The sequence below is a fragment of the Streptococcus sp. 1453 genome, assembly GCF_013276955.1.
GTDB lineage: Bacteria > Bacillota > Bacilli > Lactobacillales > Streptococcaceae > Streptococcus.
Map to the genome: position 1 here is coordinate 21,970 of NZ_VMLZ01000002.1, position 11,826 is coordinate 33,795.

Annotated in this window: 11 protein-coding genes; 10 read left to right on the forward strand and 1 reads right to left on the reverse strand. The window is 41.1% G+C overall.

The window, feature by feature from the left end:
* The first annotated feature begins 110 nt into the window (after positions 1-110).
* From HW098_RS01010 to HW098_RS01030, 5 genes are all read left to right on the forward strand, one after another.
* Complete coding sequence (locus tag HW098_RS01010) at positions 111-1,331, forward strand: aminoacyltransferase (protein ID WP_176138998.1); 1,221 nt, start codon at positions 111-113, stop codon at positions 1,329-1,331.
* A 4-nt stretch (positions 1,332-1,335) separates the two neighbouring features.
* Entirely contained in the window at positions 1,336-2,568 is a 1,233-nt protein-coding gene (murN, locus tag HW098_RS01015) for a peptidoglycan bridge formation alanyltransferase MurN (protein ID WP_176138999.1), read from the forward strand.
* 78 nt (positions 2,569-2,646) lie between these two features.
* On the forward strand, positions 2,647-3,348 hold the full coding sequence (locus HW098_RS01020) for a M57 family metalloprotease (RefSeq protein ID WP_176139000.1): 702 nt from the start codon (positions 2,647-2,649) through the stop codon (positions 3,346-3,348).
* Positions 3,349-3,386: 38 nt separating this feature from the next.
* Positions 3,387-5,234: an excinuclease ABC subunit UvrC gene (gene uvrC / locus HW098_RS01025; RefSeq protein WP_176139001.1), complete on the forward strand. Its 1,848-nt coding sequence runs from the start codon at positions 3,387-3,389 to the stop codon at positions 5,232-5,234.
* Entirely contained in the window at positions 5,224-6,057 is an 834-nt protein-coding gene (locus tag HW098_RS01030) for a metallophosphoesterase family protein (protein WP_176139002.1), read from the forward strand. The genes uvrC and HW098_RS01030 overlap by 11 nt, the downstream gene beginning before the upstream one ends.
* 65 nt (positions 6,058-6,122) lie before the next feature.
* On the opposite strand, the gene HW098_RS01035 is transcribed toward HW098_RS01030, so the two are convergent.
* Positions 6,123-6,923: an amino acid ABC transporter substrate-binding protein gene (locus tag HW098_RS01035; RefSeq protein WP_176139003.1), complete on the reverse strand. Its 801-nt coding sequence runs from the start codon at positions 6,921-6,923 to the stop codon at positions 6,123-6,125.
* A 171-nt stretch (positions 6,924-7,094) separates the two neighbouring features.
* Here HW098_RS01035 and HW098_RS01040 point away from each other — a divergent pair, with 171 nt between their 5' ends.
* The 5 genes from HW098_RS01040 to brnQ all read left to right on the forward strand — a co-directional run bounded on the left by HW098_RS01040 (position 7,095) and on the right by brnQ (position 11,793).
* Positions 7,095-7,700, forward strand: coding sequence for a nitroreductase family protein (locus HW098_RS01040; protein ID WP_050209139.1), 606 nt, complete (start codon positions 7,095-7,097; stop codon positions 7,698-7,700).
* Positions 7,701-7,712: 12 nt separating this feature from the next.
* A complete protein-coding gene (gene pepV / locus HW098_RS01045) occupies positions 7,713-9,113 on the forward strand; it encodes a dipeptidase PepV (protein WP_176139004.1) in 1,401 nt (466 codons plus the stop codon).
* A gap of 53 nt (positions 9,114-9,166) precedes the next feature.
* Complete coding sequence (locus HW098_RS01050; protein WP_176139005.1) at positions 9,167-9,745, forward strand: uracil-DNA glycosylase family protein; 579 nt, start codon at positions 9,167-9,169, stop codon at positions 9,743-9,745.
* Between the two features lie 159 nt (positions 9,746-9,904).
* The gene (locus HW098_RS01055; RefSeq protein WP_176139006.1) at positions 9,905-10,192 is read left to right on the forward strand and encodes a rhodanese-like domain-containing protein; all 288 of its coding nucleotides are present in this window, start codon (positions 9,905-9,907) and stop codon (positions 10,190-10,192) included.
* 275 nt (positions 10,193-10,467) lie between these two features.
* On the forward strand, positions 10,468-11,793 hold the full coding sequence (gene brnQ, locus HW098_RS01060) for a branched-chain amino acid transport system II carrier protein (RefSeq protein WP_176139007.1): 1,326 nt from the start codon (positions 10,468-10,470) through the stop codon (positions 11,791-11,793).
* The last annotated feature ends 33 nt before the right edge of the window (positions 11,794-11,826 follow it).

The following is an 11,826-nucleotide window of genomic DNA, read 5'->3' on the forward strand; positions in this document are numbered from 1 at the left end:
TTGAACTTCAGCATAGGGGGAGTAGAACTAAAATAAAATATGTTTTCACTAGACTTTTCAAACGAAAGTAGTAGAATAGTAATAAGATATTGGAGGAAAGAGAGTAAGAAATGTACCGTTATCAAATTGGCATTCCCACATTAGAATATGATCAGTTTGTCAAAGAACATGAATTAGCTAATGTATTACAAAGCAGTGCTTGGGAAAAAGTGAAATCTGATTGGGATCATGAGAGATTTGGTGTCTATGAAGAGGGGAAGTTACTGGCTGTGGCTAGTATTCTCATAAAATCTCTTCCTTTAGGCTATAAAATGTTTTATATTCCAAGAGGTCCTATATTGGATTACAGGGATATAGAACTTTTAAAGTTTGTCCTGCAGTCTATTAAGTCTTATGCTCGCAGTAAGAGAGCGTTTTTTGTGACTTTCGATCCAAGTATTTGTCTATCTCAACATTTGGTCAATCAAGATAAAAGAGAATATCCTGAAAATCTTGCTATTGTTGAGATTTTAGGGCAATTAGGAGTGAAATGGTCTGGGCGGACAACCGAGATGGATGACACCATTCAGCCTCGTATTCAGGCGAAAATATACAAGGAAAATTTTAAAGAAGATAAACTTTCTAAGTCAACAAAACAGGCTATTCGAACAGCGCAAAATAAGGGAGTAGAGGTTCAATTTGGTGGAACTGAATTATTAGAGCCTTTTTCCTTTTTGATGAAAAAAACCGAGAAGCGAAAAGAGATTCATTTGAGGAATGAAGTCTATTATAAAAAATTGTTAGATAATTTTAAGGACGAGGCTTATATCACCTTGGCAACCTTGGATGTCTCTAAACGTTCGCAAGAATTAGAAGAACAGTTAGCGAAAAACAGAGCCTTGGAAGAGACCTTTACTGAGTCGACTCGAACTTCAAAAGTAGAAGCGCAGAAGAAGGAAAAAGAACGTTTGTTAGAGGAATTGACTTTCCTGCAGGAATATATGGATGCAGGTCAAGCAAGAGTTCCTTTAGCGGCTACTTTGAGTTTGGAATTTGGTAATACCTCTGTCAATCTATATGCTGGTATGGATGATGATTTTAAACGTTACAATGCACCGATTTTAACTTGGTATGAAACGGCTCGCTATGCCTTTGAGCGAGGTATGTTGTGGCAAAATTTAGGTGGTGTTGAAAACTCTCTCAATGGTGGACTTTATCATTTTAAGGAAAAATTTAATCCAACGATTGAAGAATATTTGGGTGAATTTACAATGCCTACCCATCCTCTCTATCCTCTGTTAAGACTTGCTCTTGATTTCCGTAAAACATTAAGAAAAAAACATAGAAAGTAAGTATATGGCACTAATTACACTCACGAAAGAAGAGTTTCAAGCTTATTCTGGTCAGGTTTCTTCTCGTTCCTTTATGCAATCGATCCAGATGGGGGAGTTGTTAGAAAAAAGAGGGGCTCGAATTGTTTATCTTGCTTTGAAACAAGAAGGAGAAATTCAAGTCGCAGCTTTGGTTTATAGTTTACCAATGCTAGGTGGTCTTCATATGGAGCTCAATTCGGGGCCGATTTATACCCAACAAGATGCTCTTCCAGTTTTTTATGAAGAGTTAAAAGAATATGCCAAGCAAAATGGTGTATTAGAGTTGCTTGTAAAACCTTATGAAACTTATCAAACTTTTGATAGCCAAGGTAATCCAATAGATACTGAGAAAAAAAGTATCATTCAAGGTTTAACTGATTTAGGTTATCAATTTGATGGCTTGACAAGAGGTTATCCAGGTGGAGAGCCGGATTGGTTATACTATAAGGATTTGACTGAATTAACTGAAAAGAATTTGCTTAAAAGTTTTAGCAAAAAAGGGAAACCTTTGGTGAAAAAGGCTGAAACCTTTGGCATTCGGTTGAAAAAGTTAAAACGTGAAGAGTTATCAATTTTTAAGAACATCACAAAAGAAACCTCTGAACGTAGAGAATATAGTGATAAAAGTTTAGAATACTATGAGCATTTTTATGATGCTTTTGGAGAACAAGCGGAGTTTCTCATAGCAAGCTTAAATTTTTCGGACTATATGAGCAAATTGCAAGGTGAACAAAGTAAACTAGAAGAAATCTTGGACAAGTTGCGACTTGATTTGAGTAAAAATCCTCATTCTGAGAAAAAACAAAATCAACTGAGAGAATATTCTAGTCAATTTGAAACTTTTGAAGTTCGAAAAGCAGAAGCGCGAGACTTGATTGAAAAATATGGAGAAGAAGATATTGTTTTAGCTGGGAGTTTATTTGTTTATATGCCTCAGGAAACGACTTATCTCTTTAGTGGTTCTTACACTGAATTTAATAAGTTCTATGCCCCTGCGCTACTTCAAAAATATATTATGTTGGAAAGTATAAAACGTGGAATACCTAAATACAACTTCCTAGGGATTCAAGGGATTTTTGATGGTAGTGATGGTGTTTTGCGTTTTAAACAGAATTTTAATGGCTATATTGTACGCAAAGCAGGTACTTTCCGTTATCATCCATCGCCTTTAAAATACAAAGCTATCCAGTTACTCAAAAAAATAGTAGGACGTTAAGATGAAAAAGCCAGTATTTAGCTTTCTTTCAGCTTCTTTTAGTAAAATAATTTTTATTTGCTAGAAAGGTGGAGAGACATGCGCTGGCTTTTTCGTTTGATAGGGGCTTTCTTTTCTTTTGTGTGGCGTTTGTTTTGGCGTCTAGTTTGGATAGCTTTTCTTTTGTGTGCTTTTGCTTTTGGACTTCTTTGGTATCTGAACGGTGATTTTCAAGGAGCGCTAAAGCAAGCAGAGCGGTCAGTAAAAATTGGTCAACAAAGTATCGACCAATGGGAAAAAACAGGGCAACTGCCTCAGTTGAACCAGACAGATAGTCACCAACACTCTGAAGGAAGGTGGCCGCAGGCTTCTGCTCGTATTTACCTAGATCCCCAGATGGATTCACGCTTTCAAGAGGCGTATTTAGAAGCAATTCAGAACTGGAATCAAACTGGTGCTTTTAACTTTGAACTCGTGACTGAGTCTAGTAAGGCGGATATCTTGGCTACTGAGATGAATGACGGAGGCACTCCTGTGGCAGGAGAGGCAGAAAGTCAGACCAACCTCTTAACAGGGCAATTCTTGTCTGTCACGGTACGGTTGAATCACTATTATCTGTCCAATCCTAACTATGGCTATTCCTATGAGCGCCTTGTCCATACTGCAGAACATGAGTTGGGGCATGCGATTGGCTTGGACCATACAGATGAGAAGTCTGTGATGCAACCAGCAGGTTCCTTTTATGGTATCCAGGAAGAGGATGTTGAAAGACTTCGAAAATTATATGAGACTAGTGAGTAGGGGACTATCTTTCCCTACTTTTTTGCTATAATGGAATTATGAACAACTTGATTAAATCAAAACTAGAGCTCTTGCCGACCAGCCCTGGTTGCTACATTCACAAGGATAAAAACGGCACCATTATCTATGTAGGAAAGGCTAAAAATCTGCGTAACCGCGTGAGGTCTTATTTCCGTGGGAGTCACGATACTAAGACAGAGGCCTTGGTGTCTGAAATTGTGGATTTTGAATTTATCGTTACGGAGTCCAATATTGAGGCACTTCTCCTAGAAATCAACTTGATCAAGGAAAACAAGCCCAAATACAATATCATGCTCAAGGATGACAAGTCCTATCCTTTCATCAAGATTACCAATGAACGCTATCCTCGTTTGATTATCACCCGTCAGGTCAAGAAGGACGGCGGTCTCTACTTTGGACCTTATCCAGATGTGGGGGCAGCCAATGAAATCAAGCGACTGCTGGATCGGATATTCCCTTTTCGCAAGTGTACAAACCCACCGTCTAAGGTCTGTTTTTACTACCATATCGGCCAATGTATGGCCCATACCATCTGTAAGAAAGATGAGGCCTATTTCAAGTCCATGGCTCAGGAGGTTTCTGACTTCTTAAAAGGGCAGGATGACAAAATCATTGATGACCTCAAGGGAAAAATGGCAGCGGTAGCCCAGACTATGGAATTTGAACGTGCGGCGGAATACCGTGACCTAATTCAGGCCATTGGAACGCTTCGAACCAAGCAACGGGTCATGGCTAAGGATCTCCAAAATCGGGATGTCTTTGGCTACTATGTGGACAAGGGATGGATGTGTGTTCAGGTTTTCTTTGTTCGTCAGGGAAAACTCATTGAGCGGGATGTCAATCTCTTTCCCTACTACAATGATCCGGATGAGGACTTTTTGACCTATGTGGGACAATTTTATCAAGAAAAATCTCATCTGGTTCCCAATGAGGTACTGATTCCGCAGGATATCGATGAAGAAGCCGTTAAGGCTTTGGTGGATACCAAGATTCTCAAGCCCCAGCGTGGAGAGAAAAAGCAGCTGGTCAATCTAGCCATAAAAAATGCCCGAGTCAGCCTAGAGCAGAAATTTAACCTGCTAGAGAAATCTGTCGAGAAGACCCAAGGGGCTATTGAAAATCTAGGACGCTTGCTCCAAATTCCGACTCCAGTTCGCATCGAGTCCTTCGATAACTCCAATATCATGGGAACCAGTCCTGTTTCAGCTATGGTGGTCTTTGTCAACGGCAAACCAAGCAAGAAGGATTATCGTAAGTACAAGATAAAAACGGTTGTCGGTTCAGATGACTATGCTAGTATGCGTGAGGTTATTCGCAGACGTTATGGTCGAGTACAAAGAGAAGGTTTAACTCCGCCAGATTTGATTGTCATTGATGGGGGACAAGGTCAAGTCAATATCGCCAAGCAAGTCATCCAAGAGGAGCTAGGCTTGGATATCCCCATTGCAGGTTTGCAAAAGAATGATAAGCACCAAACCCATGAATTGCTCTTTGGAGATCCGCTTGAGGTGGTGGAGTTGTCTCGCAATTCTCAGGAATTTTTCCTCCTCCAACGCATTCAGGACGAGGTCCACCGCTTTGCCATCACTTTCCACCGTCAACTGCGCTCCAAAAATTCCTTTTCATCCCAATTGGATGGTATTGATGGTCTAGGACCTAAACGCAAGCAAAATCTCATGAAGCATTTCAAGTCTCTGACAAAAATCAAGGAAGCCAGTGTGGATGAGATTGTCGAAGTTGGAGTACCAAGAGCAGTAGCAGAGGCTGTGCAGAGGAAGTTGAACCCGCAGGAAACAGAAATCTTGCTTCAAGTGGCGGAAGAAAGAGTAGATTACCAAACGGAAGGAAACCACAATGAACCATAAAATCGCAATTTTATCAGATATTCATGGCAATGCAACTGCACTAGAAGCAGTGATTGCAGATGCTAAAAATCAAGGAGTCAGTGAATACTGGCTTCTGGGAGATACTTTTCTTCCTGGTCCAGGCGCAAATGACTTAGTCGCCCTGCTAAAGGACCTTCCTATCACAGCCAGTGTTCGAGGCAATTGGGATGATTGTGTCCTGGAGGTCTTGGATGGGCAATACGGTTTAGAAAATCCGCAAGAAATCCAGCTTATGCGAATGACTCAGTTTTTGATGGAGCGAATGGATCCTGCAACGATTGTCTGGCTACGAAGCTTGCCTTTGCTGGAAAAGAAAGAAGTTGAGGGGCTGCGTTTTTCTCTCTCACATAATTTACCGGACAAAAATTATGGTGGTGACTTGCTAGTTGAGAATGATACAGAGAAATTTGACCAACTCCTAGATGATGAAGTTGACGTGGCAGTCTATGGTCATGTTCACAAGCAGTTGCTTCGTTATGGCAGTCAAGGGCAACAAATCATCAATCCAGGGTCGATTGGCATGCCCTATTTTAATTGGGAGGCGTTAAAAAATCACCGTGCCCAGTATGCCGTGATAGAGGTTGAAGATGGGGAATTGGTAAATATCCTATTTCGTAAAGTCGCTTATGATTATGAAGCGGAGTTAGAATTGGCCAAGTCCAAGGGGCTTCCCTTTATCGAAATGTATGAAGAACTACGTCGTGAAGATAACTATCAGGGACACAATCTGGAACTCTTAGCCAGCTTAATAGAAAAGCATGGGTATGTAGAGGATGTGAAGAAATTTTTTGATTTTTTGTAAGAGTTTCCTAAAATAACCGATGCAAACTAAAAACGATTGACTGGTCCAATCGTTTTTAATATATCTTACTGTAACTGAGATTGATCTGGGAGGTAAGAGCCACCTAGATAGGTATTGCTGAGTTTTTCGAGGGTTCCGTCTTGGTAGAGTTCTTTGAGTGCTTTATCAAATTGTTCTTTAAACTCTTTCTGGTCGCTTGAGAAAATGATATAGTTGCTGGGGCTATCGGCAGAAGGCAAGTCAACCACAGAAAGGTCTAAGCCACGGTCCTTGATAATCTTTTGAACAGAGACCTTGTCAAAAACGAGGAAATCAAATTCACCGTTAGCAAGGTCTAGGATTCGTTTGCCGATATCTTCACCAGAAAAATCTATAGTAGCAGGATTATCAGTGTGTTTTTGATTCCAGTTATTGATGAATTGAGCGTTTGAAGTTCCGGTATCCTCTTGCGTTGTTTTACCAGCAATTTGGTCAAGTGAAGTCAAAAGATTTTTCTTGTTGCTGACGAGGACGAGGGGATTGTTCGAAATCGGAAGTGAGTAGAGGTATTTTTCAGCACGCTCTTTTGTATAACTCAAGTTATTGGCTGCAGCCTGATAGTGACCAGAATCAAGTCCTGGGAAGATACTTTCCCAAGCAGTTCTTTGGAATTGAATCTCGTAGTCGCTGAGTTTTTCATCCACTGCCTTTAGGACTTCAATATCGAAGCCTGTCAGATTACCCTTGTCTTCGTAGTCAAATGGCGGCACATCGCCGGCTGTAGCAACGACGATTGTCTTTTGAGCGCTAGTCTCTTTGGGTGTAGCTTGATTCCCACAGGCAACCAAAAATGGTAGGATAGCTAGTAATAGGCTAAATTTTTTCATAATGTCTCCATTCAAATGTAAAGTACTTGCTAGTTTATCAGAAACTTTCCTGATAAACCAATATATATCTTTTATGTCTGTGATAGAAAAAACTTAATCATGAAAAATCTCTGCAAGCTCTTTCAAAATATGGTAGAATGGAAGCAGTAGAATTAGAAAAGGAAATCGATTATGAAATTTCTTGAATTAAATAAAAAACGTCATGCGACTAAGCATTTCACTGATAAGCCAGTTGATCCAAAAGATGTGCGTACGGCTATCGAAATTGCAACCTTGGCTCCAAGCGCCCACAACAGCCAGCCTTGGAAATTTGTGGTGGTACGTGAGAAAAATGCCGAACTAGCAAAATTGGCTTACGGTTCAAACTTTGAACAGGTATCATCAGCGCCTGTAACTATTGCCTTGTTTACAGACACAGATTTGGCTAAACGTGCCCGCAAGATTGCCCGTGTCGGTGGCGCAAAGAATTTCTCAGAAGAACAACTTCAATATTTCATGAAGAACTTGCCTGCGGAATTTGCCCGTTACAATGAACAACAAGTCAGCGACTACCTAGCCCTCAATGCAGGTTTGGTTGCTATGAACTTGGTTCTGGCTCTTACAGACCAAGGAATCGGATCAAATTTGATCCTTGGATTTGACAAATCAAAAGTCAATGAGGTTTTGGAAATTGAAGACCGTTTCCGCCCAGAACTCTTGATCACAGTGGGTTACACAGACGAAAAATTGGAACCAAGCTACCGCTTGCCAGTAGATGAAATCATCGAGAAAAGATAGAAAGAAGAAAAAATGACAGTAATTGATTTTACAGCAGAAGTAGAAAAACGCAAAGAAGACCTCTTGGCTGACTTGTTTAGCCTTTTGGAAATCAACTCAGAACGTGATGATAGCAAGGTTGATGCTGAGCATCCATTTGGACCTGGTCCAGTAAAAGCCTTGGAAAAATTCCTTGAAATAGCAGATCGTGATGGCTACCCAACTAAAAATGTTGATAACTATGCAGGACACTTCGAGTTTGGTAATGGCGAAGAAGTTCTCGGGATCTTTGCTCACATGGACGTGGTTCCTGCTGGTAGCGGTTGGGACACAGACCCTTACACACCAACTATCAAAGATGGTCGTCTTTATGCGCGTGGGGCTTCTGATGATAAGGGACCTACAACAGCTTGTTACTATGGCTTGAAAATCATCAAAGAATTGGGCCTTCCAACTTCTAAAAAAGTTCGCTTCATCGTCGGAACAGACGAAGAATCAGGCTGGGCAGACATGGACTACTACTTTGAACATGTAGGACTTGCCAAGCCAGACTTTGGTTTCTCTCCAGACGCTGAATTCCCTATCATCAATGGTGAAAAAGGAAATATCACGGAATACCTTCACTTTGCAGGTGAAAATGCAGGTGAAGCTCGTCTTCACAGCTTCACAGGTGGTTTGCGTGAAAACATGGTACCAGAATCAGCAACAGCAGTCGTTTCAGGTGATTTGGCTGACTTGCAAGCTAAACTAGATGCCTTTGTTGCAGAACACAAACTTAGAGGAGAACTCCAAGAAGAAAACGACCAATACAAGGTGACGATCATTGGTAAATCAGCCCACGGTGCTATGCCTGCTTCAGGTGTCAATGGTGCGACTTACCTAGCCCTCTTCCTTAGCCAGTTTGACTTTGCTAGTCCAGCCAAAGACTACCTTGACATCGCTGGTAAGATTCTCTTGAACGATCATGAGGGTGAAAATCTCAAGATTGCTCATGTGGATGAAAAGATGGGTGCCCTTTCTATGAATGCCGGTGTCTTCCGCTTTGATGAAACAAGTGCTGACAATACGATTGCCCTTAACATCCGCTATCCAAAAGGAACAAGTCCAGAACAAATCAAGTCAATCCTTGAAAACTTGCCAGTTGCTTCTGTTAGCCTTTCTGAACACGGTCATACCCCTCACTATGTGCCAATGGAAGATCCACTTGTGCAAACCTTGTTGAATGTCTATGAAAAACAAACTGGACTTAAAGGTCACGAGCAAGTTATCGGTGGTGGAACCTTTGGTCGTTTGCTCGAACGCGGAGTTGCCTACGGTGCCATGTTCCCAGACTCAATTGATACCATGCACCAAGCCAATGAATTTATCGCCTTGGACGATCTCTTCCGAGCAGCAGCAATCTATGCCGAAGCTATTTACGAATTGATCAAATAAAACGATAGAAGTCTGAGATCTTATGCTTAGACTTCTTTTTGGAGGGAAAGTAGATGTCTCAAATCGAAAGAATCAAGAAAGCTATTATGGCGGATCCACAGAATGCTATCTATACAGAACGCGGAATTGAGCCTCTTTTTGCAGCGCCAAAAACTGCTCGCATCAATATCATCGGTCAGGCGCCTGGTCTTAAAACCCAAGAAGCAGGCCTTTACTGGAAGGACAAAAGTGGTGATCGTTTGCGGGACTGGCTCGGTGTGGATGAAGATACCTTTTACAATTCAGGCTATTTTGCTGTCTTGCCTATGGATTTCTACTTTCCAGGACATGGCAAGTCAGGTGACCTGCCACCGAGAACAGGCTTTGCTGAAAAATGGCATCCACAGCTCTTGCAAGAATTACCCGATATCCAGTTGACCCTCTTGATCGGCCAATATGCCCAAGCCTACTATTTACAGGAGAAAGTCAGTGGCAAGGTGACAGAACGGGTAAAATATTATCAGAATTACTTGCCAGAGTATTTTCCTTTAGTTCACCCCTCACCGCGAAATCAAATCTGGATGGCCAAAAATCCTTGGTTTGAGGCAGAAGTGGTGCCGGATTTGAAAAAAAGAATTAAAACTATTTTATAGTCAATGAAAATCAAAGAGCAAACTAGGAAGCTAGCCGCAGGTTGCTCAAAACACTGTTTTGAGGTTGTGGATAGAACTGACGAAGTCAGTAACATACGCACGGTAAGGCGACGCTGACGTGGTTTGAAGAGATTTTCGAAGAGTATTAGGAGAAAAAGAATGAAAGAAATAACCTTTGACGAATTTTATCAGCTTTACCAAAACGACCAACTTTCTCTAGTGGACGTGAGAGAAGTGGATGAGTTTGAAGCTCTTCATTTAGAAGATGCCCATAACCTGCCACTTAGTCAATTAGCTGATACTTATGATCAATTGGACAAGGAACAGTTACATTATGTTATTTGTAAATCTGGAATGAGATCGGCGCGTGCTTGCCAATTCTTATCAGAACAAGGTTATAAGGTTATCAATGTCCAAGGTGGTATGACTGCCTTTGAAGAACTTTAATACTCAATGAAAATCAAAGAGCAAACTAGGAAGCTAGCCGCAGGCTGTACTTGAGTACGGCAAGGTGAAGCTGACGTGGTTTGAAGAGATTTTCGAAGAGTATAAACATTAGAATTTTCTCCTACTTGACGTGGACTGGGTAGGGGATGTTATTTTTAGACAATTCTTATTTTTAAGAATCTTGAAAACATTCAATATTTACTTCGTGAAGCTTTTTTCGTACTCTTATTCATGATATACTAGGTCAGTATTTTATAAATATGAAGGAGATTTTCATGACTAAAAAAGGTGCCCTAACAGGTTTACTCCTGTTTGGAATATTTTTTGGTGCGGGAAACTTGATTTTTCCGCCTTCTCTAGGTGCTCTATCTGGAGAACATTTTCTTCCTGCCATCGCAGGTTTTGTCTTTTCAGGTGTCGGTATTGCCGTCTTGACTCTTATTATTGGAACGCTAAATCCTAAAGGGTATATCTATGAGATTTCAACAAAGATAGCGCCTTGGTTTGCGACTCTTTACCTCTCAGTTCTTTATTTGTCAATCGGTCCATTCTTTGCTATCCCACGTACTGCTACAACAGCTTACGAAGTAGGGATTAGCCCCCTTTTGTCGGATGCAAATAAAGGTCTTGGTTTGATTGTCTTTACAGTTCTGTATTTTGCAGCAGCCTATTTGATTTCGCTTAATCCATCAAAAATCTTAGACCGTATCGGCCGTATTTTAACGCCAGTCTTTGCGATTTTGATTGTTATCTTGGTTGTTCTGGGAGCTTTCAAATACGGTGGAACAAGTCCTCAAGCTGCTTCAGCTGCTTATCAAGCTTCTGCCTTTGGTACAGGTTTCCTAGAAGGTTACAATACCTTGGACGCCCTTGCCTCAGTTGCCTTTAGCGTAATCGCAGTTCAAACCTTGAAACAACTTGGATTTTCAAGTAAGAAAGAATACATTTCAACCATTTGGGTTGTTGGTATCGTTGTTGCCCTTGCCTTCAGCGCTCTTTACATCGGTTTAGGCTTCCTTGGGAATCATTTCCCAGTACCAGCTGAAGCGATGAAGGGTGGAACGCCAGGTGTTTACATCTTGTCACAAGCCACTCAAGAAATCTTTGGCTCAACAGCGCAACTCTTCCTTGCAGCTATGGTTACCGTAACCTGCTTCACAACAACAGTTGGTCTGATTGTGTCAACAGCTGAGTTCTTTAATGAACGCTTCCCACAAATCAGCTACAAGGTTTATGCGACAGCCTTTACTTTGATCGGATTTGCTATTGCCAATTTGGGTCTTGATGCGATTATCAAGTACTCCATTCCAGTATTGGTTATCTTGTACCCAATCACGATTGCCATCGTTATGATTGTCATTGTCAACAAATTTGTGGCTCTTTCAAAACCAGGTATGCAGTTGACAATTGCTGTGGTTACAGCTATTGCTATTGCAAGCGTACTAGGAAGCTCGTTTAAGGTTGAGTTTCTTGCAAACCTTGTCAACACTCTTCCTTTTGCTAAGGCATCTCTCCCATGGTTGGCACCAGCTATTGTCGGAATCTTGCTCTCATTGGTTCTACCAAACAAGCAAGAAAGTGATGTTTTTGAAATGGAATAATCACTAATACTCTTCGAAAATCTCTTCAAACCG